Source organism: uncultured Veillonella sp., from assembly GCF_963534045.1.
GTDB lineage: Bacteria > Bacillota > Negativicutes > Veillonellales > Veillonellaceae > Veillonella.
The window spans coordinates 1-25,662 of sequence record NZ_CAUSQT010000019.1; the positions used below are offsets into that span (position 1 = coordinate 1).

Genomic DNA, 25,662 nt, shown 5'->3' on the forward strand with positions numbered 1-25,662 from the left:
CCCTTGCGAAGTGCTTCAGCCACAACGTAGATACGTTCATCATCTACTAAATGTAAACGTTCAATCAATTGTTCCATGGACTCATGAGCGATTTTCTTAAGCTCAATATGGTCCAAACCGATTTCCAAGGAGCGGATAGCTTTCAATAAAGAACCTTCCAAGGTACGGTCAATAGCCATAACTTCGCCTGTAGCCTTCATTTGAGTGCCCAATGTGCGATCCGCCAAATTGAATTTTTCAAATGGCCAACGAGGGAATTTAGTTACCACATAGTCAAGTGTTGGTTCGAAGCACGCTTTTGTTTCACCTGTTACAGCATTGGTAATTTGATCCAATGTCATGCCTACTGCAATTTTTGCAGCTACCTTAGCGATTGGATAACCAGTTGCTTTAGATGCCAATGCAGAGGAACGGGATACACGAGGGTTTACTTCGATAACGATATATTCGTTGCTATCTGGATTCAAAGCGTATTGTACGTTACAACCACCTTCGATTTTCAAATAGCGAATGATATCTACAGATGCAGTACGAAGCATTTGGTATTGAATATCGTTCAATGTTTGGCTTGGTGCCACAACGATGGAGTCACCAGTATGTACGCCAACAGGGTCGATATTTTCCATGTTACATACGATGATACAGTTATCTGCACTATCGCGCATGACTTCATATTCGATTTCTTTCCAACCTGCAACGGAACGCTCCGCCAAGATTTGGTGAATTGGTGAAAGTTTCAAACCACGGCGTGTGATTTCATACATTTCATCTTCGTTATGTGCAATACCGCCACCAGTACCGCCCAATGTATAAGCAGGACGGATGATGATAGGATAGCCGATGCGATTTGCAAAGGCTACAGCTTCTTCAAGGTCATTGAAGATGTCGGATTCAGGAACTGGTTGATTGATTTCCTTCATCGCTTCCTTGAATAATTCACGGTCTTCTGCATGTTTAATAGCTTCTAATGTCGTACCAAGTAACTTAACGCCATACTCTTCGAGTACGCCAGCTTCGGATAATTGAACGGCCATATTTAAACCTACTTGGCCACCCAATGTTGCCAATAAGCCCCAAGGGCGTTCTTTTTTAATAACTTCCGTTACGAATTCAAGGCTAATAGGTTCTACATATACACGGTCTGCAATATCTGTATCTGTCATGATTGTTGCAGGGTTAGAGTTAACCAATACTACCTTATAGCCTTCTTCACGAAGGGAACGGCACGCTTGTGTACCAGCATAGTCGAATTCTGCTGCTTGGCCGATAATAATTGGACCAGAACCAATTACGAGTACTTTTTTTGCTTCTGTGGTCATATTATTTTCCCTTTCTCATCATATCTTCAAATTCATCAAACAAATATAGGTTATCAGTAGGTCCAGGGGACGCTTCTGGATGGTATTGTACGGAGAAGATTGGCAATTCTTTGTGGCGCATACCTTCTACAGTACCATCATTCACACTGCGATGTGTGATTTCAATATAATCAGGCAAAGAAGAATCATCTACGGCAAAGCCATGATTTTGAGATGTAATATATACACGGCCTGTACGAAGATCTTGTACAGGGTGGTTAGAACCACGGTGACCAAATTTAAGTTTGAATGTAGTGCCGCCGTATGCTTGTGCCAATACTTGGTGCCCCATGCAGATACCAAAGATTGGTTTCTTACCAAACATTTTTTTCACTTCTTCTACCGCATAACCTAGATCTTGAGGGTCTCCAGGGCCATTGGACAAGAAAATGCCATCAGGATTAACAGCGAGTACATCTTCTGCTTTAGAATCTGCTGGAAATACAGTTAAACGACAACCAGCAAGCTCTAAGGATCGAAGAATATTTTCTTTTACACCATAATCCATTACAGCCACATGGAATTCTGCATTTTTATCGCCACGCATGCCTTGCCATTTTGTAGTGACGCGCATAACTTGGTCTGTAGGCAAATCTTGTTTAAATAATTTTTGAATATCTTCCATCGGATAATCAGCACGCACAAGTACGCCTTTCATAACACCATGGTTACGAATAGTACGCGTAATAGCACGCGTATCTACATCATAGAGGCAAGGAATGCCATGCAAACGTAAATATTCGCTGAACAAACCTTCATTTTGCCAATTGGATGGGAAATCACATAGTTCACCTACGATAAAGCCTTTACAGTATGGTTTAGGACCTTGTGTAATAGCATTTAATGTACCATAGTTACCAACGAGTGGATATGTTAATGTAATAATTTGATCCGCATAGGATGGGTCAGTCAAAATTTCTTGATATCCAGTCATGCCTGTATTAAACACAACCTCGCCCACTGTAGGAGCGCCGCCTAATAGGGAACCTTCAAATACGGAACCATCTTCCAGAACTAATTTGCCTTTCATTATAGGACCACGCCCTCCTTCATAACGATGTTACCGTCTACAACGGTAAGTTTTGCTTTACCAGTAACAATCATGCCATCAAATGGGCTGACTTTACCTTTTGTATAGAATTTATTTCTATCTACAGTCCATTGTTCTGTAGTAGAGAATACTGTAATATCCGCTGGTTTACCAACTTCCAAAACACCTGCATCTAGATGCATCAATTCAGCTGGACGTGTACTCATGTAGTACACCACTTGGTCGATGCTAAGTTTATCTGGGCCATAGGCATTAGTAATAACGCCAGCCAAGGATGTTTCAAGCCCGCTAAAACCATTTGGCGCACAGCAGAATTCGTGGTCTTTTTCTTCGAATGCATGTGGTGCATGGTCAGTGATAATAGCATCAATGGTGCCATCTTTTAAACCTTCTAGCAATGCTTGACGATGATCTTCAGAACGAATTGGCGGTGCCATTTTGAAAGCCGGATTATATTCGCGCAAATATTCATCAGTAAATGATAGATGTTGGCTTGTTACCTCACAAGTTACATTAACCCCTTTAGCCTTTGCACGACGTACCATATCAACCGTATTTTTACTACTTACGTGAGCGATATGGATATGACCACCTGTCATTTCCGCTAGTAAAATATCGCGAGCTACCGCCAAATCTTCAGCGACTGCAGGACGTCCGATAACGCCCATTTCATAAGATACGAAACCTTCATGCATATGACCATTTTTAGTCAAGCTAATATCTTCTGCATGGTCGATAACCATTTTATTGAACATGGATGAATATTCCAACGCACGACGCATGAAAGCAGCACTTTCTACATAGTGTCCATCATCAGAATACGCTACAACACCAGCCTCAGCCATATCACCTAATTCAGCAAGTTCTTTACCTTCAAGGTTCTTGGATACAGCACCGATGAATTCTACTTTTACGACACCAGTAAGTTCAGCTTGTTTTTTCAAACCTCGTACAAGAGCCGCATTATCTACTACTGGTGTTGTATTCGCCATGGTTACGACGCGTGTAAAACCACCAGCAGCTGCCGCTTGTGTACCAGAATGGAAATCTTCTTTTGCTTCTTGGCCTGGTTCGCGTAAATGTGTATGAATATCGATAAGACCCGGTGCTACAATAAGTCCTGTTGCATCATATACTTCAGCACCATCTGCACTTAAATTTTGACCGATGGCTGCAATTTTACCATCTTTCACGAGAACGTCTGCTACTTCATGTTGTTGTTTTGCCGGATTGACTACCGTACCATTTTTAATAAGCAAGCTCACTACCGTCACCTCCATGAATTGTTAAGTACAACACAGCCATACGAACGGATACACCATTGCGTACTTGTTCTTGAATTACGGATTGATCCCAGTAGGCTACATCTGGGGAAATTTCAAGGCCACGGTTCATTGGGCCTGGATGCATAACCATAACATCATCTTTTGCTAGGCTTAATACATCTTTATTGATACCAAAGATACGCGCATATTCGCGATTTGTTGGATATAGAGCGGAGTGAATGCGTTCTAATTGAATACGAAGTACATTGACAACGTCTGCATCTTTTACAGCTTCACGCACATCGTGATGAATGGTAACACCCATTTTTTCAAGCTCAGGATAGAGCATAGTACGAGGACCTGCCAAGTGAACGTCGGCCCCCATTTTAGTAAGACCGTAAACATCGGAGCGAGCTACACGGCTATGCATAATATCGCCTACGATAACAACTTTTTTACCTTCTAATGAACCTTTGCGTTCAATGATGGAGAACATATCGAGCAATGCTTGTGTTGGATGTTCATGGGCACCATCGCCAGCATTGATAATGATAGGATCAACGGCTTTTGTCGCATAAAGAGGAGCCCCTTCTGCACTGCTGCGCATTACGATAGCATCCGTCCCCATATAGGACAATGTTAATAATGTATCGCGAAAGCTTTCACCCTTACCCATAGAGGAACCACTTGGTGTAATATTGATTACATCTGCCCCTAAATATTTACCTGCTAGTTCAAAGGAACTACGCGTACGTGTACTAGGTTCCATGAATAGATTGATAATCGCCTTACCTTTCAAATAAGGGATTTTTTTGTCATCAGACAAAACAACCTTCTTCATCTTTTTCGCTACATCTAGAATTAATTTTATCTCTTCAGGTGTAGCATGTTGTAACCCTAACAAATGTTTGCCATGCAAGCTCACTTGTCCCATGATTGCCTCCTAACCGTATAACAAAAAAGACCTCTTGCCCCAGGGCAAAAGGTCGAATAGTTTGCACAAAGAAGCCCTTGAGGGCGCTTCAACTATATGTCCTTTTTTAGCCTCTCTGGACCAATTTAAAAGGGATTTTGTAATGCTACAGTATCTCGTACTGTATATTGCACTTATCTCTATTCATTGTACTGAAATTACCTGTGAAAGTCAATGTAATTCCCATGAAGAAACACAAATCGGATGCCTCAAAAGGCATCCGATTTAATATGTAAATTCACCGATTCCTTTACTGTTGTTTTCTTGTCAACTGATCAATAGATACAGCATTTTGTGTAGTATCTTCATCTTGGTCGACAGATGTATTAACATCATTTAGCTCAGCAAAGCTACGACGTTTACCACCTTGTGCTGCAATACGCGCTGCTTCACGTTCTTCTGCCAATTTTTGACGTGCAATTTCTGCGTTTCGCTTAGCGATAATTTGTCGTTGTGCAGCTAAGCGGATTTCTTCAGCCCGTTGAGCTGCTTTTTTCTGAGCTTCCCGTTGAATATCAGCACGACGGCGTGCCTCTTTGGCTTGTTCTTGAGCAATTTCGTATTCACGGTACCGTTTTTCAGCCAATTGGCGAGCTTCTTCGGCTTTTCTAGCCGCTTCTGCTTGTTCCTTAGCAATCCGTTCACGCTCTGCTTTACGTGCCGCTTCTGCAACGCGATTTTCTTCGCGGATGCGTGCTTCCTCAGCTTGTCGAGCGGCTTCCGCAATACGTTCTGCTTCCGCAATTCTTGCAGCCTCTGCCTTACGAGCCTCTTCGGCACGGCGTGCTTCTTCGGCTTTACGCGCTTCTTCGGCCCGTTTTGCTTCCTCTGCAATACGACGTTCTTCGGCTTTACGCGCTTCTTCTTGAGCTTTTGCAATAGCTGCTAGGCGCTCTTCCTCAGCTTTACGAGCAGCTTCTTGTCGAGCCATTTCGGCCTTGCGCAATGCTTCCTGACGAGCTTCTTCGGCTTTTCTAGCCTCTTCAGTGCGTTTTGCTTCGGCTGCAATTCGATTAGCCTCTGCTTTGGCTTCTGCAGCCTTGCGTTTTTCCTCGGCCTGACGAGCCGCCTCTTGACGCGCCGCTTCTGCTTTTCTAGCCGCTTCTTGGCGTTCTGCTTCGTTTTTAGCCGCTTGTTCTGCCGCTTTGTGTTCTGCCTCTATGCGTGCAGCCTCAGCTCGTTGTTCAGCCAAAATGCGTTCTTCTTCAGCCTTACGCTGCGCTTCTAAACGTTGTGCCTCTAATTTTGCTGCATATTCACGAGCTTTTTGCTCGGCTGCTTCTCGAGCAGCTTGCTCACGTTCCGCCTTTTCACGAGCTGCTTGTTCGGCTGCGATGCGTGCTGCCTCTGCTTTTTGAGCATCAGCCTTGGCTTTTTGTTCGGCTGCAATACGAGCCGCTTCAGCCTTAGCCGCATCATCTTTCGCCTTTTGCTCTGCTGCAATGCGTGCTGCTTCCGCTTTTTGGGCATCAGCCTTAGCTTTTTGTTCAGCCAATTGTCGATCAGCTTCCGCTTTAGCACGTGCTCGTTCAGCAGCTGCATCGGCTTTCGCCTTGAGTTTAGCTTGTTCCTCTGCATCTCGTTTATCTAATTCAGCCTGTCTATCTTGAGCTGCTTTATGAGCAGCAGCTGCCTTTTCAGCCGCTAATTTAGCTGCCTCTGCTAATTGATGAGCTTGTTCTTCTTTTTGCGTTTTCGCTGCTACATATTTTTCTTCAATAGCCACCTTCTTAGCTGCTTCGGCTGCTTCTTTTTGTGCCTCTGCTTCTAATGCACGCTGACCAGCTTCATTAGTAGCCAATACGCGCGCATATTGAGGGTTGGCTAACGCTTCTGGAATCAGTAAAAAACGAACTGGTAAATTCGAAGCACCAGCCGGCATGAAATCGATGGTCAACGTATCACCACCGTAATAGTTCCCCATGTATCGAGAATCTAATACAGTATTATGACCTAATGCCATTAAACCATCATCACCACCGATATGATAGGTCATGCTTTCACTAGGAGCCTTCTGCCAACGACGTTGTGCTTTCACAGTAAAAGACCCCGAATAACCACCGCCTAATGGATTGAAATAGAGGCGGAAAGGATCCTCGCCGCTTGTAGGAATTTTAACTGTATAAGAAATACCATAGTTCCCTGCATCCTTTACATAGGCCTTATTATCGAGCTCATCCACGCCCTCTACAAAACGGTCTTCTCTATCATTGCCCAGTTCTACATAGGCGCCACCTAATGTGGTGTTATATTCTTTTGTTACTGCCATTTCGCGCTCAGCACCGGTGAAAGTACCACGCAACCGCACATGGTCTATAGGCAAATTATTCACCCAATACGAGGACTCAATAGAGTTCAGATTCATAGGAATCATCATAACCCGTGCAAATACAGGAGCACTTGTTTGCAAATCTACGATGCCTGTAAATAAAGCATCTTTAGGTATTGGGGAATGTTCTAAATCGGTAAATACGAGTTGACGACTTTTGGGAGGCATCACAAAGGAATACAATGGTTTATCCGTCAATGGTTGCTCTAATTCCTTTCGTGATAAATCGCGGCCCGCCGCAAAATAATCTGATGTGGCGATGGATTTTAGTTCACGGAACACGGCAATGCCATTTGGTTCATTACCGGTATTCTCCAAGATAATGGCAATCTTATGAGGTTCAGCCATTTCATTTACATGATAAAAGTAGATACGCCCTTTCCCATTAATGCTACCAGCACTTAAAACGCCGCCTACGGGACCTACATATTCAGGACTATCAGATAATAGCAATGTATCCTTCTGCGCTTGTAATTCCGCTGGTAATGGAGTAAACGAAAAATATCCTATGGAGTTCAAATCAATATCGCTTGCTGCATGACCTGTTAATGCTCCCATAACTGCTAACATCGTCGCTAGCTTATATGTTTTCTTAAATAACATAATATTAAACCTCTTCCAGCCCCATAGGATCATATGTAAGGGCTAATGCTTCTAACTTTTTCAAACGATGTCCAATACCTGATTTAGATAAGGTACCATTCATCATTTCTTCTAATTCTTTTAAACTTGCTTCCGGATTATTCCAGCGCAATCTAGCTACAATTTTCAATTTATCCGGCAATGCATCAATACCTATATGCTCATCCAATATACGGATGGCTTTCACTTGACGTACCGCTGCATCTACGGTTTTTTGTAAATTTGCAGTCTCACAATTTACCTGTCGATTGATCTGATTGCGAACGGTCTTCATGATGCGTACATTTTCAAATTCCATCAATGCCGATTGAGCACCCATGACCTGTAAACAATTTGTTACCGCATCGCCTTCTTTAAGATATACCACATATTCTTCTTTACGCTCTGTTAGGCCTGCATGAATGTGAAATAATTTCAATACATATACAATTTCTCGTGCAAAAGCTTCGTTGCCCGTCATAAACTCAAGATGGTAATCACTTTGTGGTTTATTAACGGATCCGCCCCCTAAAAAAGCGCCGCGCAAGAAGGCGCGTCGCGCCTCCATCGAGTGTAACCACTTCCGTGGCAACTGCTCGGTGACAGGCCACAATGCCAAATCTTCTAAGGCTTGACGCCCCTCTTGAGATGGATCCACCGTTAATGTATACATATTCTTTTTCCGCAAATTTAAACCTTGGCGTACCATAACATGGGTCGGCAATTCGTATTGTTTTTTAAGTATGCCTAGCAAACGTCTAGCCACCGCATTATTAGCAGTGGCTAGTCGTATACCGATAGCTCCCCTCATACCGAGCAATAAGGAACCACCCATGCGCAATAAGCAGGATGCTTCAATCTTCATGGCCACATCGGTATCCGTTTCAGGCTCATAGGCACATAATTCATTTTTTACATCTTCTGCAAAAGACATAGGTTTTCCTTTCTAATGATCGGCACGACGTAAATAATATTCTAATACCCGTGGTTCCATATCTGATTTCATAGCATATATGATATCCATAAGGACCTTACCTAGACGTTCTGGATCATGAATAGCAGGTTTTTCTTGACTGATGAGCGTTGCTCTAACAGTGCGAATCCCCATGTCTTGTAAACGTTTAGAATCGATTGCCACAGGTTCTGAACCAACTGCGCTATACTGTTCTACCATTTGAATAGGCAATGGTCCATCATTGGCAAGAACCGTATCAATAATACCTACCCCACTATGGTCGATAATAGCTTGTACGTGGTCTGCCAATGTGTACCCTGACGTTTCACCTGGTTGTGTCATTACATTAGCGATATAAATTTTATTAGCCTTACTAGCGCGCACATGGTCCGCGATTTTGTCTGTCAATAAATTAGGAATAATACTCGTATAGAGACTACCTGGTCCTAATATAATGACATCGGCTTCATCAATAGCACGCAATGCAGCCCCTTCTGGTTTTGGATGTTCAGGTGAGCTAAACACGCGTTTAATTTTCTTTCCTGCGTTTGGAATATTGCTTTCACCATCCACAATAGTGCCATCAATGAGCTCAGCACTAAGTTGAATAAATTCTGTAGACGATGGAATGACACGACCGCGAACACGCAATAATTTACTAGCCGCTTCGAGTGCCTCCTCTACATCGCCATCATAGACCTGTGCCAACGCAGTGATAAAGAGATTCCCAAAGCTATGACCAGAGAGTTCATTGTCTCCTTCAAAACGATAGCGGAAAAGATTTTCCATAACCCCTTCTTGTTCTGCAAGGGCTACAAGGCAGTTGCGCAAATCGCCAGGTGCAATCATTTTAAAATCTTCTCGCAAACGGCCAGAGGAACCACCATCATCGGCAACGGTAACAATAGCCGATAGATTGGAGGTGTGAGCTTTCAAACCACGCAATAAATTGGATAATCCCGTACCACCACCAATAACGACGATTTTAGGACCTTTATCGAGGCGGATATTTTGAAAGATAATATCCGATACCTTGCTGGATGGGTCTGGTAAAACAGCACGAATGATAGTTTTAATCACCTTGCTGGTACCAACTAAAATTAAAACTGCCGCAATACCAATGAGTACTGCGCCCACTAAAATCAATACATTGTAATTATAATATCCCGTTAAGGAATAGGAATAGGCAAGAACTATATCCTCTATATACGATAACCATTGATAGTTAAATAATAGTGAAATGCCTATGATTAATAAGCCTACCCCTAAGCTATAGAGAGCAAGCCAACGTTTTATATTAAGGCCCGGGATTAACCACCGGAACCAACGTTTTCGTAACATATAATCCCCTTTTAATCCCCTAGATCTGCTTGATGTGGATTAAAATCTTCTTCCACATTATTTTTCATCATATCGCGGTGTTCAACAGTAACGCGATACCCTTTTTCTAATAAATGAGAATATAAAGCCTCTGCCATTGCAACGGAGCGGTGCATACCACCTGTACAACCAACGGCTACAATGAATTGTGCTTTCCCTTCCTTCTCATAATTAGGCACAAGGAAATCCATGGTATTAAAATAGTGTGTTTTAAATTCATCCGTTACGTCAAAGGAGTGAATATAGTCATTAACAACCTGTACACGTCCCGTTTTATGACGATATTCTGGAATATAGAACGGATTTGGCAAGAAACGAACATCCCAAATCATATCTGCATCCAATGGCAATCCGTATTTAAAGCCAAAGCTGACAACGGTTACCGACATGCCGTGTTTATCCGCCACTTGAGTAAAGCGTTTTTTTAAGTATTCTTTTAAGGAAGCGGTTTTCATATCCGTTGTATCAATAATATAATCCGCTTTGTGACGCACAGAATCTAGAATCTGACGTTCTTTTCTTAGACCTGTTGTAATGCGACCACTTGGTGCGAGTGGATGACTACGGCGAGATTCTTTATAACGACGTATCAAGGTTTCATCGCTAGCATCCATGAAAACAATTTCATAATCTACCTTCATCTCTTTCAAAGTCTCTAAAGAAGCAGATAAGGCCTCAAAGAACTCACCGCCCCGAATATCGACAACGAGGGCTACGCGATTGGTACGGTCCCCACCTTGGCGACAAATTTCACTCAGTTTTGGAATTAATACAGGTGGAATATTGTCTACACAAAGATAGCCCATATCTTCTAAAGCCTGTAATACCTGTGTTTTGCCAGCACCAGACATGCCAGTTACGATTAATAAACGAAATGCTTCCATACCTTACTCCATTATAATAAATGTTCTTCAATCCAATGTGCTACACCGTCATCATTATGATGTCCACATACCTCATTAGCCACCAATTTTACATGATCTACAGCGTTTTCAACGGCTACCGCATACCCTGTTTTAGATAGCATAGATATATCATTTTCTGCATTGCCAAAGGAAACGATATGGTCTAGGCCAATTCCATATTGCTGTGATAACTGTTCTAACGCATCTCCCTTAGATACATGAGGTGCGATGATTTCTAAAAAATCCTTTTGGCTCCGCACTAACGTAGCAGAATCTCCTACAATGGGCGTCAATATATCAATAATAGTATCTATATTTTCAGCAGTATCAATGGCAATTAATTTGTTTGGCTCTGATGAAAGTTCATACAAAGAATCGCCTAAAAACTCAGCCTTGGCACCCGTTTGACGTTCATATACATCCGATTGCCAATCCTGATGATGACACAAGAGATGATCATCTACATAAGATTGAATATGCCATCCATGTTGACTAGCTATTTTCCAAATGCGTTGTACCGTATCTAATAGCACAGTCCGTTCAAATAGCTTACAACCTGATTCTAATTCTTGAATAAGACCTCCAGAAAATAATATCATTGGCACATTACCAAGCTGCAATGACATGCCAACAGGCTTTGCCGTTTGGTACATGCGACCTGTCGCAATAGTGATACGAATGCCTTTATCTTGCAAGCGATGCAGAACATCCTTAGTATACTCTGACACCGTATTATCACTGCGCAATAATGTTTCATCACAATCGATGGCCACCATCTGAATATGTGAAAAAGAAGGATTCATCAGCAGACCTCCTTATATAATTACTGTATTTATCTATTATACCATTTATAAGGGGTACAAAAAAAGAGACTCCCGAAGGAGTCCCTTTTATATTTGTAACTATCAAATTAGAATTTGTAGTTAAGGTCTGCACGGTAGAAGTCACCTTTGTCAGTACCGTTTTGAGTTTTCCAGTCGAAACCATAGTAAGCGGACAAGCCAACGTTGTTTTGCAATGCATAATCAACAGTCGCTAACCAACCTTTGGAATCAGCACCATATTTTTGGTTCCATGTAGAATCAACGATTGGAGCATTTTCTTTTTGGTTGAAGTATTGAGCTTTAACATCCCAAGTACCTTGTTTAGATTGTTTGTAGTTGCCATAACCAACGCCTGCAGTCCAAGCTTGAGATTTAGCTACGTTGGAAGCTTTCAACCATTCGCCACCAACCCAAACTTTATCAAAGTTAAGATCTGTGTTGAAGCCGTAAATATTTTTAACGTTTTTACCACCAAGTTGAAGATCTTCCCCATTTACATGAGTGTAGAAACCGCCAACATTAGCATGTTTACCAACATTACCGTTCAAATTAACGATAGCAAGTTCTGGATTATCTTGTCTTGTTGTACCTTCAGCTGCACCAGATACTGCATAACCATAAGCTGCTTGGAAGTTAACTTTGTCATTACCTGCATTAAATTGAGCACCATCAAATGTACCATCAAATGCTAAACCGCCACCAACAACTTGGCCAAAACGACCAGCTTTAACAGATACGCGTTCACCGAATTTATGATTTACATAAGCACGATCTACGGAAACACCAACATTAGAACCATGGCTAGCATCACCAAATACAAAATTATCGGAAGCTAAACGAACTACTGCATCAGTGCGATCATTTACTTTTGCATTGAATTGGATACGTGCACGAGCATCGAATTTGGAATTTTCATTATTTGTGTCACCTGCTTTATGTTCTTGATCGCGGTAACGAAGACGCATATCGCCAGTTACTTTTACGTTACCAACGCGGTCTTCCAAACGAGCTACACGAACGCCCAAGTTGTTCAATTCGTTGGAGAATTCATCAGCCAAACGGTTAATCATAGCTTGTTGTTCAGCGTTAGCACGGTCTTGGTTAGCCATAGCTTTAGCTACCATTTGAGCCATTTCGTAACGAGTGATATCGTTTTGGCCTTTGAAAGTACCATCTGGGTAACCATTAACGATGCCAGCTGCTGCTAATTGAGATACAGCTTGGTATGCCCAAGAATCAGGAGTTACATCGGAGAATGGGTTAGCTGCGAATGCAGTAGTTACACCCAAAACTGCTGTTGCTGCAAAGATTGCTGCGAATTGTTTTTTCATAGTTGAATTCCTTCTTTCTGAAAAATAAGAATAAAATTGTTTTCACAAGTTGCGATTCACAATTCATTCTAATTTCAAGATTTAGAATTCTCTTGGGAGTGTCCACGTTTCCTCGCCATAATTCTTCATCGAGATTTCAGTATGTTTTGCTTACCGCTTCTTGTTGCCATGATATTAGCACGAAGAAATTTTGATGTAAACCCTTTTTTCTCATTTACATTCTCATTTGAAAAATTTTAAATTTCTAAATCTTGAAAAACTTAGATTTTATCTAAATTTTTTAAGACTCAAAAAAATCAAAATTTTATACAAATTTATCCATTTTTTCTTATAATGATATTTATTCTCATCACAATTATTAAGTTTTACTTATTAAATATATTGTAATTATTTTTACTCATTAATGTAACTTCATGTTTGAGTCATTTTATACTCATACTACATATTGCATATTACCATTTTTACATACAAAAAGGAGCCCTCCAAGGAGGACTCCTTTATATATACTATTATATGTTATTAAGAGATGGTTTTCATAATAGTGTTTTTTGATTATCAATTAGAATTTGTAGTTAAGTTCTGCACGATAGAAATCAGATAAGTCTTTACCGCTTTGGTCTTTAGAGTTGAAACCATAACCAGCGCTTAAGCCTACGTTATCTTGTACAGCGTAATCAACTGTTGCTACATAACCTTTGTAACCGTTATTTGTATTAGTTAAGTCATATGCTTGATCCCAAGTGGAGCTTACGATAGGTGCATTAGCTTTTTGGTTGAAGTATTGACCTTTCACATCCCAAGTACCTTTTTTAGCGATGTCGTAGTTACCATAACCTACACCAGCTGTCCAAGCTTGAGAATTAGCTACGTCAGAAGCTTTCAACCATTCACCGCCAACCCATACTTTATCTTTGCGGAAGTCTGCATTGAAGCCGTATACGTTTTGGTGATCGGTAGCAACGCTAGCGCCATTATGTTCTAATTTACCGCTAGACAATCTGGAGTAGAAACCACCAACGGAGGATTCTTGACCGATTTTGCCTTTAACACCTACATAAGATACAGATGGGTTATCAGATTTAGCATTGCCTGCTGCAGCGCCTTCCATCATGTAACCATAAGCACCTTGTACTTGGATTTTATCATTACCAACGTTCAATTGAGCACCGTCGAATGTATCATCATACATTAAACCGCCACCAATTGTTTGATTGAAACGACCAGCTTTAGCGGATACGTTTTGACCAAATCTGTGATCTACATATGCACGGTCGATTTTAGCAGTTGTACCATTGGAAGCATCACCGAATTCATAGCCACCTTTAACACGAACTACTGCATCAGTTTTATCATTTACTTTTGCATTGAATTGAACGCGAGCACGGCCATCAGTTAAGGATTTGCTACCATCTTTGTAAACGCCTTTGTCTTCAGAGCCTTGATAACGGATACGAGCATCACCAGTTACTTTTACATTACCTACACGGTCTTCCAATTTGGAAACGCGTACGCCCAAGTTGTTCAATTCGTTTGAGAATTCATCAGCCAAACGATTGATCATTGCTTGTTGTTCTGCATTAGCTTTATCTTGGTTAGCCATTGCTTTAGCTACCATTTGAGCCATTTCGTAACGAGTGATATCGTTTTGGCCTTTGAAAGTACCATCTGGGTAACCATTAACGATGCCAGCTGCTGCTAATTGAGATACAGCTTGGTATGCCCAAGAATCAGGAGTTACATCGGAGAATGGGTTAGCTGCGAATGCGCTTGTTACACCTAAGAGAGCTGTTGCTGCAAATACTGCTGCGAATTGTTTTTTCATAATAGATTCCTTCTTTCTGATATAGTCTTTTTGACTAACAAATTTAGAAAAAAATATATATTATCAGAAGACTGTACATCTAGTTATGATCTATATAAGAACATCCTGATGAGTATCCACGTTTCCTCTTCTTCTGTTCTTGTATATCACCACAACTTGGTGTGTTGTCTTTCTGTGATGTCAATATACATCCTGTCAACAAATTTGTAAAGCATTTTATACAATTAAATATGATGAAATTTCTTTCATGAAATAATTTTGTGCAATAAAAGTAGTATTTATCTGTATTTATCAAAATTAAATTTTGTAAAATTTCATTTTTTTACGTGTAAAACAATGTGTTTTAAGCTCTCATACTGCTCCAATTAATATATAAAACTAATAGATATATTTTTTATTAATTAGTTATAACAAAAAATAAGACCTATCATCTCTGATAGATCTTATTTCATAGGTATTAATTAGAATTTAAATAACAAGTCTGCACGGTAGTAATCATTTACCTTATGACCTTCTTGTGTTTTGGCATGGAAGCCATAATATGTTGTAATGCCTACATTTTTCTCTGGTGCATAGGATGCGCTAAGCTGCCATGCTTTATAGCCTTCATAGCGAGATTTACCATATAAGTCATTACCTTCATATTTTTGTGTCTTGAATACAGGAGCATTCTTTTCTTGGTTGTAGTAATCAAGCGCTACACGCCAGGAGTTTTTCTTAGTGATTTTGTAGTCGCCCCATTTTACGCCTACATTCCAAACATCACTATTGCTAAGACCTGTTGCGGTCACCCACTCAGCATTAGTGGCAAATTTACCAATATTGTATTGGGCATTAAAACCATATACATTGTTAAAATCATTAGTAGTCTTACCATTGCCCATTTTAACGTTAGTAGTACCTACATGAGCAAACATACCACCTACATTTAAGTGTTTATTTACTGGTGCACTAAGGTTAATAAGTGCCATTTCGGTATTATTTTCTTTAGAGGCCTTACTAAAGCGACCTAGTGTTGGGTAACCGTAGGCAGCATTAACATTTACCTTCCCTACTTGTGTTGTATACCCAATACCATCGAAGTTACTAGAATAGATTAAACCATCACCAAAGCTTTGTGTATAACGGCCTATATCTACCATATGATTTTTGCCAAATTTGTGTTCTACATAGGCTAAATCAAAGGACATAGTATGATCTTTAGCTGCATCACCAAGTTCAATAGAGCCTGAAGTTAATCGAGCTTTTACAGATGTATTCTTATTAACTTTAGCATCCATATTCAAACGCACACGAGCCGTAAATTTACCTTCCGAATCTAGATTATCTATGCCTTCTTTTTCAACATAGTTAATACGAGCATCACCGGAGAACTTAACATTTCCTACGCGGTCCTCTAAGGCAGATACGCGAACACCAAGATTTGACAATTCATTGGAGAATTCATCGGCTAATCGATTAATCATTGCTTGTTGCTCAGCATTAGCGCGATCTTGGTTCGCCATCGCCTTAGCAACCATTTGAGCCATTTCAAAACGGGTAATATCTTTTTGGCCTTTGAATGTACCATCTGGATAACCGTTAATGATACCGGCACTAGCCAATTGTGATACGGATTGATAAGCCCAGCTATCAGGTGTTACATCAGAAAAAGGATTGGCTGCAAAAGCTGTCGTTACACCTACAACAGATAATGCAGCAACTGCTAAAGATAGATTTTTCTTATTCATCATCTAAACCTCTCTAAAAAAAATTCACATAACATAGAAATAATATCAATTTTCAATATCATTGTAAATGATAGTGATTATATAAATCATTCATTGTTATATGTATAAAAGGGATAGATTGTAAGCAATACAATGCTTCATCAAATATATAAAAAAGAACGTATATTGCATTTCTGTAATATACGTTCTCATATAAAGAATTATAGTATTGCATTTTACTACTTAATACTATTAGATTTTGTGTAAAGTTACCTTTTATAGGGCATATTCTACAAAACCTAGTACATGATCTACAGGTACTGGTCCTATGAATCGACTATCACTCGAGTGATTTCGATTATCCCCCATTACAAAAACATGTCCTTCAGGTACTACAACAGGTGTAGAACGGCTATAGTTCATTGTTGGATCTTTTGTATAAGGTTCTTGTAACTCTTCCCCATTACGCCATACGTGACCATCTTTAAACTCCAATGTATCACCAGGTCTACCAATCACGCGTTTTACCCACACATCATTTGTTTGAGCAGATTTATCGATAACACTAACATAGTTCATCAATGGTTCTTTTACATCATCCGCCCATGTACGTTCACGGTTCACTCGACTATCAATGATAACGATTTGACCATAATCAGGTACATCACGCATAATATGTTGCCACTTGGTAACGATTAAATATTGACCATTATGTAACGTATCCTCCATAGATTCACCGGATACCCGTGTTGGTTGTACGATAAAAATATGAATGACCATTGCAATAACTAGCGCCAATACAATGGCATATATCCAATCTAATGTTTCTTTTACAAATTTATTATTCATTAGAGCCCCCTTAATGTCCACTCTTAGTAAAACGTCCACCAAATACATCGTGTACATCTTGAATGGTTATAAATGCTGATGGATCCACTTCATATACAGCATCCTTCAAACGCGTAATCTCTAAACGAGTTACAACTGAATACAATGCATGCTTAGGTGTTTTCAAATAACCACCTTCACCATATAATATGGTAACGCCTCGATTTAGTTTTGCATTTAATGTATCCGCAATTTTCTCTGAATTTTCTGCATCAGTAATAATCATGACGCCTTTTGATTCCTCTAGGCCTGTGATTGTAATATCAATCATTTTATAAGCAATAAAATAAGCCACTAAAGAATACATGGCACTATCCCAACTATATACAAATCCGGCCGCCCCTAAGATGATTAAATTCATGGCCATTACAATCTCGCCTACAGAGAATGTAGTTCGTTTATCAAAAATAATAGCTACGATTTCCGACCCATCTAAGCAGCCCCCATTACGTATAATAAGGCCTACGCCAATACCAAGTATGATGCCACCAAAAATAGCACCTAAAAAAGGATTGGTTGTAATTGGTGTAAATTCATGGGCAAAGGATGAAAATATAGCCATCCAAACGATAGAAAATAATGTAGATATAGTGAATACCTTGCCATTAATGCGATAGCCAATATACAAGAATGGAATATTGATTAATACTACAAATATACTAAACGATATTCCTGTAAGTTCAGCTGCCATCAAAGATATACCAACAACGCCACCATCGATGATATTATTTGGCACTAAAAATAGATCTAGGCCCACCGTATAAATCAGTGCCCCTATAATCATCCAAATACATCGCAGTAGTATACTGGACCAATGTATCTTTTTTATCACATTACTCATGTGTATCTCCTTCATTATATAATTTTTTAATTGCCGCTAAACGTTTAGCTTCTAAATCATCTTCTACTTTACAGTCTTGAAGTTTATTATGATCCTCTTCCTTCAATTGTTTAGTATATCGCTTACCAATGACATAGGCTGTTAAGTCATCTACTGGTTCAGGTGGAAATTGCATGCCTTTTGGTACGAATCTACGCCACCCCGTAGGTGGATTATATTGCCAATACAATTTTCGAGCCTCTTCAGTACTATGTGATTCATCAATCAAACTCGTCGTAATTTTATGATTGCGCCCAATTTGTTGTATAGATGGATACAAATGCTTATGATTGGTACCATTACCACATACGATATGATGTATACCAAGATAAGTACTTAATATACTTTCAAAGGAACTATTAAATGTCTTAGTTTCTACAATGGTTCGATATATTAACTCACCTGCTTGTGAAAGAATAGCTACGCCTGTCTTTTCATTCCCTGGATCCACAGCGGCTATATACGATATATTATTCATACTATTTTCCTCATTCCTCAATACAATAGTTATATTTTATCACAAAATAAAAGACCTATGTATTAAATCTTAATACATAGGCCATTTATATAGAAACTAATTTGGTTTTATAAGTTTACCCGTATCTGTCATCTGTGTAATACGCAATTTAATATGTACAGGGCCAGATGAATATGTATCACCATCAGCATACGCCTCTACATATACCTTGCCATGTAACATACCAATACGACGTATCGCCGAAAATAATTCATCTCCAGGTATTGTACCAATATCACCGGATAACGAATCTGGTATAACCCCTTTAGACTTAGCCTCTTCATTGACTTGTTTCAAGAAACGAAGCATATTGACTTGAGCATTACTACCACCATCGATAACAGACGTAGCAATCACGTCACCTGATTTATAAATAAATTGTTGTGGGTACACGTGAATCGTCGCAACCGCGGGTTCACCAGCAATGATATTACCTGCTGCAACCACTTGGATAACCATAGGCGTTTTGGATTCTTCAATTTTAGAAATGGCAACCTCTATATTTTGACGGTCTACATATACAACAGATTCACCATGATCTTCAACACCTAAGCGACGAAGAACGAGTTTATTTGTGTCTTCCACAATACTATTAACTGCATCACGCGCTTCATTATGGGATAAACCATTACGCACTACTGCCTGTGCTAATAATTGGTCTACTTGGAATAAAATCGTGCCTTCTCTAAGATGAATAATCCCCGTTTTTAACTCTTCTTGTGTTTTCTGTAAGTCGGCAATATGTTTTTCCATACTAGCCCGTGTAGCTTCCAAAGCAGCTAATTTTTTAGAGGCCTCATCATAGGAGGCTTGTAATGCAGATAATTCTGCCTCTGTAGCAACCTTTGCAGCCTCTGCATCAGCTAATTCTTGACGGCTTTGTTCAACCTCTTTGCGAATTGTTTCAATCTCAGCCATACGATCTGCTAATTCTTTTTTATTAGCTTCCAATAGGGCTTGACCTCGTTGTAATTCAGCATTTTTAGCAGCTACCTCTGCTGTTAGCTGATTCATATCTGCCCGCAATTGATCCATCCCAAAGAGAGCAGTACGTACACTTTGCGATGTAATTGTAAGAACGCCAACCGTTGCGGCTGCAACGAGTAGACCTGTTACAATCGTTACAATAATCGATGTATGCTTAGGACGCAATCCAAAGAGGGACATTCTACGCTTACCGACCTTTGTTCCTAGTTTATCACCCATATAGGCAATAAGCCCGCCCATGATAGCAATAATAACGAGAATCTTTAATCCTACAAGCATGGCGTCCCTCCTTTCAAAATAAATTGTAATCTAACATACTATCTATTAGCGCGAAACACGCCAATTTAAATATAATCCGGCAATGATACCTAATGTATCAGGAATCATGGCTGCCATCCACGTTGGTAATGCACCACCTTTACCAAGAGCTCCAGCAAAGGTCATCACACCATAGTAAATAAAGATGATTAAAATACTGATACCAAATCCGATAGACGAACTAGACCGTTGTTTTTGTAAGCCCAACGGTGCGCCTACTAAGGCAAATACAAAGCTTGCCAACGGAATGGTAAAACGTTGATACATTTCCATTTCTAGTTTATTAGAATTTGTATATGCAGCTTTATATGCTTTAATTTGATGACGCAATTCTTTAATCGTCAATTCTTCTGGTTTACGTTGATCTTGTTGTACTTCATTTGGTGAAGATTTAATTGGCAATACTTGTTCTTTAAACTTCATTGTCCGCTCTACACCTTCACCGGCAGATACGTCATAGATTATACCGCTATGCATGACCCATACTTGGCCATTCCATTCAGCATTTTCTGCATTTTCTACTTGTTGCAACTCACCCTTATCATTGAATTGTTGCACCGTAATCATGCTTAATTTTTTACTTTCACTATCATAGTGTTTAGCATACATCAATGTACTAAGATTGTCACCATTCATAGATTTTAGCACAATATGATTTTGCGTTTGTGGCGATGCATTTTTCATAATTTCTTCGCGCACAATAGTTTGATACATATTGTTTGTACGTGGTACGACAAATTCATTAAATGCTACGGCACCAATAGAAATAAGCAACGCTAAAATATATACAGGCATTGCAAGTCGTAAGAAACTTAGGCCACCAGCCCTCATAACTACGATTTCACTAGTACTACTTAGTCTGCTGAAAGCCATCAATGAACCAAGCAATACAGACATAGGGAATGTCAATAAAATGATGCTTGGCATCGCTAAAAAGAAAGCTTTCATAACGAGTAGTAACGGAGCCCCATATTCTGTTATATATTGAGCAATGCGGAATAACGTACCTGTACCAATGAAAATACTGGTAAAAGCAAATACCCCAAATAGGAATGGACCTACAAAGGCTTTTAAAATATATTTATCTAATAAGCGCATGGTCCCTCCTATAATTTAAAATTGTTACCTAAATAATGTTCACGAGCAATTGGATTATTGGCAATTTCATCAGGTGTACCTTCCAATAGGATTTTACCTGTGCTTAGAATATATGCTTTATCAACAATGCCTAATGTTTCTCGCACATTATGGTCTGTAATAAGAATGCCGATTCCTCTATTTTTTACCTGTAAAATAATTTGTTGAATATCGGCAACTGCAATTGGGTCTACGCCGGCAAATGGTTCATCCAATAAGATAAAGTTCGGTTCTAAAGCCAAACAGCGAGCAATCTCTACACGCCGCCGTTCACCACCGGATAGTTGCATCCCCTTACGATCTCGCACATGACCAATATTAAATTCATCAATAAGAGAGTTTACAATTTGATCGATTTCATCACGATTTTTATTTGTTGTTTCCAACATGGCACGGATATTTTCCTCAACCGTCATAGATCTAAAAATCGATGCCTCTTGGGGTAAATAACCAATGCCTTCCGCTGCCCGCTTATACATCGGTAACATCGTGATATCCTTACCATCAACTGTAATAATACCTGTCGTCGGTTTTTCAATGCCTACAATCATGTAGAACGATGTAGTCTTCCCAGCCCCATTAGGCCCCAATAGCCCAACGACTTGTCCTTTTTCAACATGAAGACTTACACCATCTACTACATTCCGACCATTAAATGTTTTGACTAGGTTCTTAGTTTCTATATACATACATTAATCCTTACTAGTTCGGTGTGATAACTAATGTACTACGTCCGCCTAATGTTTCCGCAGAGTTATCCTTCAAGTACAATTTTAACTCAGGAGCATTCAACACATTACCATTTTGTACTGCATGTGCTGAACCAGTAAGCAATACAACCCCATCATTTTGATTAGGCGTTTGCGTATATGTAGCACGATCCGCCGAACCAGATACATTTTTATCTGGATTATTAAATGTTACACCACCTTGTGCAACGGCGCGAATTTCTTTCAACCAACCTTCTACTTGATTACCTGTCAATGTAGTGCCTTCTGCAATTAATTTAGCATTTCCCACTACCTTACCATATTCAGTATCAGAGTTGTACTCAACAGAGTCACCAAAGATTTGGCGATCATCCCGTTGCAAATGAACATCCCCTTCTGCACTGAACTGGTTATCATTTACACTATGTACAGATTGTGCGGACATGGACATATTATCACCAATCATGGAAACGCCACCTTCTAGGGATGCTTCACGAGTTTTAGTATTGTACCATCCATTCGCACCAGTCATTGTTTTATCTTGTTGTGTAATTACTACATTACCAGATGCCTCTGCACGACCTGTATTACCATCATAGGATAATGTATCCGCACTAATGGTCAACGGACCTTCATTGGCAGCCCAAGCGGTAACAGATAGCATCATCATTGCTGAGATTACAGCTAATCCCATATATTTTTTCTTATTCATCGCAATTCCTCAACTTTACTTTTTCGTCAATTTAGCATGACCAATCGCTTTGATTTGTTTCAACGACATATTACCTTCTAACTTATCACCAGTTAAGGTAATATCTTTTGAATCATAAGTGAAAGCCGTTTTTGATGTTAGCATTTTAGTTTTGTTATCAAAATGTAATGCATCGGTCTTAAAATTAGCGCCTTCCGTATTGGTAGCTGTTACACCACCATCAATATCAAGGGAACTATGATCGCCAGACAATACAGCATGAGGTGCTGTAATCGTAGTTGTCACATCATCTTGATAGAAAAGGCCCTTCAAATTAGTGAGTACAATCGATTTTGAACGTGGGTCATACTCAATTTTCTCTGCTGATAGGGCCCATACCAACTTACCATCTTTCTCTTCTTGTAATTCAGCACCTTGGAAATTCACCAGTTGTCCATTATTAGCCCCTTTAGAAGAAGAATCTCCAGAGTCATGCAAAATAAACGCGATTAGACCAACTAGAGCAATGACGATAGCCACGACAATAGCGATTAATTTTTTATTGTTTTTCATGTGCTCTCTCCCGAATCTCTAGTTTCTTATCATAATCAACGATTTCGCTCATCTTAGTCATCCAACGATGTTGGAACCAAATCCACTCATCCGGATGCTCGCGAATAAAGTCTTCTGTTACGCGTACACATTCTTCTGTCAACGTATACATATCTACATCATCATCGCCACTATTATTGTAATGTAATGATGGCAAAATATGAACAATATGTCCGCCTTCAGGCTTTCTAGATGCAAAAATTGGCACTACGGGAGAACCGAATTTTTTAGCAAATGTAGCCGGTCCTACAACGGCAGAAGAAGGCTGACCTAAAAACGGAACCGGTAACCCATGAATATATCCATCTTGATCGGCCAAGAAGCCCAACAATTTCTTCTTTTTCAATGCTTTTGCAGCAGAAACTATTTCATTACCACCACTGGCAAACACATCTAGGCCCACCATTTCACGATATTCATTCATAAAGCGTGTAAATTGAGCATTAGGTTGTTTCTTAACAATAGTTGTAGATGGATAACCATGTGCAGCTAACGCAGCCCCCATCCATTCCCAATTTCCTACATGCCCCGTAAGAACAATGACGCCTTTATCTTCTTTAATAGCATTATCCAAATGCTCTACACCGCACATTTCGATATGCTCATTAATAAATTTCTTAGTCAAATTCGGCATATACAGAATTTCCATAACGCTTCGACCTAGGTTTTTGAATAGTTTTTCAATTAAAGCCTCTGCCTGTTCGTCATTCATATTCATGCCAATTTTTATATTTTTAATGCCTCTTAGCTTTTGCTTTTTTGCAATAACTCCATACAGGGGTCCTAAGCTAGCACCTATGAGCAAAATGAGCTTATACGGCAGTCGACATACAAGCCAACTAATCCCCTTAACGACATGGTATTGCCATTCATTATTCATTCTGCTCACCTCCTTTATTGACCATGGTTATGAGCCTCCATAGCATAGTCTTTTACGACTGAATCCCACATGTTTTGAGCTTTTAAAATATATTCAACAGCATCTCGCACGGCACCAGATCCACCATTGTGATTTGATACAAATTGAGCCAATTTCTTAACCTCAGCCGCCGCATCTTGAGGAGCCATCGGCAAGCCTACGAGAGATAAAGCCCCTAGGTCATTTAAATCATCACCCATATAAGCTATATGCGCCAACTCAATATGATGGCTTTCACATAGAGAACGTAGAGCCTCTGTTTTATTAGCATGCCCCATCAATAAAGCATCAAATTTTAATTCCTTAGCACGCCGTTCCACCATAGGCGATGTACGAGCTGTTATAATGCCTAGTGAAATGCCCGCTTTATGAGCGGCAGCTAGACCTAATCCGTCTCTTGCGGAGAAGGCCTTTATTTCTTCACCACCCGATGTATAGATTAATTTTCCATCTGTTAATACACCATCAACATCGAGGATAATCCACTTAATATTCATTACACGATGCCTCGACGAAGTAAGTCTGTAATGTGAACAATACCCATTGCATGGCCTTCTTCATCTACTACAGGTAGTACTGTAATAGGGCGAGGTTGATTTTTTTCCATTACATGAAGCGCTTCAGCAGCCAATTTATCCTTTGTGATAGTACGTGGCATATTCGTCATCATATCTTCAACTGGCCACTCTAAGAAATTACTACCAGAATCAAGACCACGACGCACATCTCCATCAGTTACAAGACCGATTAGGTGACCATCTTCATCGATAACGCTAGTGGCACCAAGTCCTTTTTCCGTCATTACAAACAAAGCATCTCGAACGGTTGCCCCTTTGTGTACAACTGGATTATCTTCTCCGCCATGCATGATATTTTCAACAGTCAACAATAAACGTCTTCCAAGTGAGCCACCTGGATGGAAAACAGCGAAGTTTTCCGGCGTAAAATGATGACGTTCTAATAAACATACCGCCAAAGCATCACCCAAGGCCAATGCTACTGTTGTACTTGTAGTTGGTGCCAATCCTAACGGACATGCTTCACGTTCAACTTGCGCCAATAATACAACATCGGAATTTTTAGCCAATGTAGATTCAGGTTTCCCTACAACGCAAATCAATTTAGCACCTATGCGGCGCAATGAAGGCAAAATACTAATGATTTCACCTGTTTCCCCACTATTAGAAAAGGCAAGTACCACATCATCTTCAGTAATCATACCTAGATCGCCATGAACACCTTCCCCTGGGTGCATAAATAATGCTGGTGTACCTGTACTCGCTAATGTAGCAGCAATCTTGCGACCAATATGTCCAGATTTGCCCATACCAGTACATACAACACGACCTTTGCATGCAAGAATCATGTTAACAGCATTTACAAAACTTTGATCTAATGTCGTTATTAACTGTTCTATCGCTTGTGCTTCCTCATGAAGCACTTGAGCAGCCTGTTCTAAAATATCCAATACTATCGCCCC

The 25,662-nt window shown here is 40.0% G+C and carries 23 protein-coding genes; all 23 read right to left on the reverse strand.

The genetic code is table 11. The annotated features are described in order from the left end of the window. Nucleotides 1–1,319 (reverse strand): carbamoyl-phosphate synthase large subunit (carB, locus tag RYP29_RS04680; RefSeq protein WP_311532496.1); only part of this gene is annotated, 1,319 nt, incomplete at its 3' end. A gap of 1 nt (nucleotide 1,320) precedes the next feature. Beyond that, complete coding sequence (carA, locus tag RYP29_RS04685) at nucleotides 1,321–2,388, reverse strand: glutamine-hydrolyzing carbamoyl-phosphate synthase small subunit (protein ID WP_005377893.1); 1,068 nt, start codon at nucleotides 2,386–2,388, stop codon at nucleotides 1,321–1,323. Next, nucleotides 2,388–3,674 (reverse strand): dihydroorotase, encoded by a 1,287-nt coding sequence (locus RYP29_RS04690; RefSeq protein ID WP_005377927.1) that lies wholly within the window; start codon nucleotides 3,672–3,674, stop codon nucleotides 2,388–2,390. The genes carA and RYP29_RS04690 overlap by 1 nt, the downstream gene beginning before the upstream one ends. Continuing rightward, nucleotides 3,658–4,608 carry an aspartate carbamoyltransferase catalytic subunit gene (locus RYP29_RS04695; RefSeq protein WP_005377928.1) on the reverse strand — a complete coding sequence of 317 codons (951 nt, stop codon included), beginning with the start codon at nucleotides 4,606–4,608 and terminating at the stop codon, nucleotides 3,658–3,660. Before RYP29_RS04695 ends, RYP29_RS04690 begins: the two co-directional genes overlap by 17 nt. 289 nt (nucleotides 4,609–4,897) lie before the next feature. Further along, nucleotides 4,898–7,579 carry an ATPase gene (locus RYP29_RS04700; protein WP_311532497.1) on the reverse strand — a complete coding sequence of 894 codons (2,682 nt, stop codon included), beginning with the start codon at nucleotides 7,577–7,579 and terminating at the stop codon, nucleotides 4,898–4,900. 4 nt (nucleotides 7,580–7,583) lie between these two features. Next, entirely contained in the window at nucleotides 7,584–8,531 is a 948-nt protein-coding gene (whiA, locus tag RYP29_RS04705; RefSeq protein ID WP_005383011.1) for a DNA-binding protein WhiA, read from the reverse strand. 12 nt (nucleotides 8,532–8,543) lie between these two features. Beyond that, nucleotides 8,544–9,893 (reverse strand): uridine diphosphate-N-acetylglucosamine-binding protein YvcK, encoded by a 1,350-nt coding sequence (gene yvcK, locus RYP29_RS04710; protein WP_301835261.1) that lies wholly within the window; start codon nucleotides 9,891–9,893, stop codon nucleotides 8,544–8,546. An 11-nt stretch (nucleotides 9,894–9,904) separates the two neighbouring features. After that, nucleotides 9,905–10,816, reverse strand: a complete 912-nt coding sequence (rapZ, locus tag RYP29_RS04715; protein WP_301835260.1) for an RNase adapter RapZ — start codon at nucleotides 10,814–10,816, stop codon at nucleotides 9,905–9,907. Between the two features lie 11 nt (nucleotides 10,817–10,827). Next, complete coding sequence (locus RYP29_RS04720; protein WP_311532498.1) at nucleotides 10,828–11,640, reverse strand: Cof-type HAD-IIB family hydrolase; 813 nt, start codon at nucleotides 11,638–11,640, stop codon at nucleotides 10,828–10,830. Between the two features lie 107 nt (nucleotides 11,641–11,747). Further along, nucleotides 11,748–12,992, reverse strand: coding sequence for a putative porin (locus RYP29_RS04725; RefSeq protein WP_311532499.1), 1,245 nt, complete (start codon nucleotides 12,990–12,992; stop codon nucleotides 11,748–11,750). Between the two features lie 559 nt (nucleotides 12,993–13,551). Further along, nucleotides 13,552–14,814, reverse strand: coding sequence for an S-layer homology domain-containing protein (locus tag RYP29_RS04730; protein ID WP_311532500.1), 1,263 nt, complete (start codon nucleotides 14,812–14,814; stop codon nucleotides 13,552–13,554). A 461-nt stretch (nucleotides 14,815–15,275) separates the two neighbouring features. After that, nucleotides 15,276–16,547: an S-layer homology domain-containing protein gene (locus RYP29_RS04735; protein WP_311532501.1), complete on the reverse strand. Its 1,272-nt coding sequence runs from the start codon at nucleotides 16,545–16,547 to the stop codon at nucleotides 15,276–15,278. A 252-nt stretch (nucleotides 16,548–16,799) separates the two neighbouring features. Beyond that, nucleotides 16,800–17,372, reverse strand: coding sequence for a signal peptidase I (gene lepB / locus RYP29_RS04740; protein WP_311532502.1), 573 nt, complete (start codon nucleotides 17,370–17,372; stop codon nucleotides 16,800–16,802). Between the two features lie 10 nt (nucleotides 17,373–17,382). Further along, nucleotides 17,383–18,252, reverse strand: a complete 870-nt coding sequence (locus RYP29_RS04745) for a YitT family protein (RefSeq protein WP_311532503.1) — start codon at nucleotides 18,250–18,252, stop codon at nucleotides 17,383–17,385. Further along, nucleotides 18,245–18,769, reverse strand: coding sequence for a hypothetical protein (locus tag RYP29_RS04750; protein WP_311532504.1), 525 nt, complete (start codon nucleotides 18,767–18,769; stop codon nucleotides 18,245–18,247). Before RYP29_RS04750 ends, RYP29_RS04745 begins: the two co-directional genes overlap by 8 nt. A gap of 96 nt (nucleotides 18,770–18,865) precedes the next feature. Beyond that, complete coding sequence (locus RYP29_RS04755) at nucleotides 18,866–20,074, reverse strand: DUF3084 domain-containing protein (protein WP_311532505.1); 1,209 nt, start codon at nucleotides 20,072–20,074, stop codon at nucleotides 18,866–18,868. 45 nt (nucleotides 20,075–20,119) lie between these two features. Beyond that, nucleotides 20,120–21,211, reverse strand: coding sequence for an LptF/LptG family permease (locus RYP29_RS04760; RefSeq protein WP_005376634.1), 1,092 nt, complete (start codon nucleotides 21,209–21,211; stop codon nucleotides 20,120–20,122). 8 nt (nucleotides 21,212–21,219) lie between these two features. Continuing rightward, nucleotides 21,220–21,939: an LPS export ABC transporter ATP-binding protein gene (gene lptB / locus RYP29_RS04765; protein ID WP_005376602.1), complete on the reverse strand. Its 720-nt coding sequence runs from the start codon at nucleotides 21,937–21,939 to the stop codon at nucleotides 21,220–21,222. A 13-nt stretch (nucleotides 21,940–21,952) separates the two neighbouring features. Continuing rightward, nucleotides 21,953–22,672 carry an LptA/OstA family protein gene (locus RYP29_RS04770; protein WP_005376608.1) on the reverse strand — a complete coding sequence of 240 codons (720 nt, stop codon included), beginning with the start codon at nucleotides 22,670–22,672 and terminating at the stop codon, nucleotides 21,953–21,955. Nucleotides 22,673–22,687: 15 nt separating this feature from the next. Then, nucleotides 22,688–23,224, reverse strand: coding sequence for an LPS export ABC transporter periplasmic protein LptC (gene lptC, locus RYP29_RS04775; protein WP_005376610.1), 537 nt, complete (start codon nucleotides 23,222–23,224; stop codon nucleotides 22,688–22,690). Next, the gene (locus RYP29_RS04780) at nucleotides 23,211–24,143 is read right to left on the reverse strand and encodes a lysophospholipid acyltransferase family protein (protein WP_311532506.1); all 933 of its coding nucleotides are present in this window, start codon (nucleotides 24,141–24,143) and stop codon (nucleotides 23,211–23,213) included. The genes lptC and RYP29_RS04780 overlap by 14 nt, the downstream gene beginning before the upstream one ends. A 14-nt stretch (nucleotides 24,144–24,157) precedes the next feature. After that, nucleotides 24,158–24,679, reverse strand: a complete 522-nt coding sequence (locus RYP29_RS04785; protein ID WP_311532507.1) for an HAD-IIIA family hydrolase — start codon at nucleotides 24,677–24,679, stop codon at nucleotides 24,158–24,160. Continuing rightward, nucleotides 24,679–25,650: an SIS domain-containing protein gene (locus tag RYP29_RS04790; RefSeq protein ID WP_105084479.1), complete on the reverse strand. Its 972-nt coding sequence runs from the start codon at nucleotides 25,648–25,650 to the stop codon at nucleotides 24,679–24,681. The genes RYP29_RS04785 and RYP29_RS04790 overlap by 1 nt, the downstream gene beginning before the upstream one ends. Nucleotides 25,651–25,662 lie beyond the last annotated feature (12 nt).

Excerpts from the sequence above, each read along its gene's own strand:
- RYP29_RS04755 (WP_311532505.1), bottom strand. The coding sequence starts at position 20,074 with ATGCTTGTAGGATTAAAGATTCTCGTTATTATTGCTATCATGGGCGGG.
- RYP29_RS04760 (WP_005376634.1), bottom strand. The coding sequence starts at position 21,211 with ATGCGCTTATTAGATAAATATATTTTAAAAGCCTTTGTAGGTCCATTC.
- RYP29_RS04700 (WP_311532497.1), bottom strand. The coding sequence starts at position 7,579 with ATGTTATTTAAGAAAACATATAAGCTAGCGACGATGTTAGCAGTTATG.
- carA (WP_005377893.1), bottom strand. The coding sequence starts at position 2,388 with ATGAAAGGCAAATTAGTTCTGGAAGATGGTTCCGTATTTGAAGGTTCC.
- RYP29_RS04780 (WP_311532506.1), bottom strand. The coding sequence starts at position 24,143 with ATGAATAATGAATGGCAATACCATGTCGTTAAGGGGATTAGTTGGCTT.
- RYP29_RS04750 (WP_311532504.1), bottom strand. The coding sequence starts at position 18,769 with ATGAATAATATATCGTATATAGCCGCTGTGGATCCAGGGAATGAAAAG.
- whiA (WP_005383011.1), bottom strand. The coding sequence starts at position 8,531 with ATGTCTTTTGCAGAAGATGTAAAAAATGAATTATGTGCCTATGAGCCT.
- yvcK (WP_301835261.1), bottom strand. The coding sequence starts at position 9,893 with ATGTTACGAAAACGTTGGTTCCGGTGGTTAATCCCGGGCCTTAATATA.
- RYP29_RS04725 (WP_311532499.1), bottom strand. The coding sequence starts at position 12,992 with ATGAAAAAACAATTCGCAGCAATCTTTGCAGCAACAGCAGTTTTGGGT.
- RYP29_RS04720 (WP_311532498.1), bottom strand. The coding sequence starts at position 11,640 with ATGAATCCTTCTTTTTCACATATTCAGATGGTGGCCATCGATTGTGAT.
- RYP29_RS04770 (WP_005376608.1), bottom strand. The coding sequence starts at position 22,672 with ATGAATAAGAAAAAATATATGGGATTAGCTGTAATCTCAGCAATGATG.
- lptB (WP_005376602.1), bottom strand. The coding sequence starts at position 21,939 with ATGTATATAGAAACTAAGAACCTAGTCAAAACATTTAATGGTCGGAAT.
- RYP29_RS04785 (WP_311532507.1), bottom strand. The coding sequence starts at position 24,679 with ATGAATATTAAGTGGATTATCCTCGATGTTGATGGTGTATTAACAGAT.
- RYP29_RS04695 (WP_005377928.1), bottom strand. The coding sequence starts at position 4,608 with ATGGGACAAGTGAGCTTGCATGGCAAACATTTGTTAGGGTTACAACAT.
- RYP29_RS04745 (WP_311532503.1), bottom strand. The coding sequence starts at position 18,252 with ATGAGTAATGTGATAAAAAAGATACATTGGTCCAGTATACTACTGCGA.
- rapZ (WP_301835260.1), bottom strand. The coding sequence starts at position 10,816 with ATGGAAGCATTTCGTTTATTAATCGTAACTGGCATGTCTGGTGCTGGC.
- RYP29_RS04735 (WP_311532501.1), bottom strand. The coding sequence starts at position 16,547 with ATGATGAATAAGAAAAATCTATCTTTAGCAGTTGCTGCATTATCTGTT.
- lepB (WP_311532502.1), bottom strand. The coding sequence starts at position 17,372 with ATGAATAATAAATTTGTAAAAGAAACATTAGATTGGATATATGCCATT.
- lptC (WP_005376610.1), bottom strand. The coding sequence starts at position 23,224 with ATGAAAAACAATAAAAAATTAATCGCTATTGTCGTGGCTATCGTCATT.
- RYP29_RS04730 (WP_311532500.1), bottom strand. The coding sequence starts at position 14,814 with ATGAAAAAACAATTCGCAGCAGTATTTGCAGCAACAGCTCTCTTAGGT.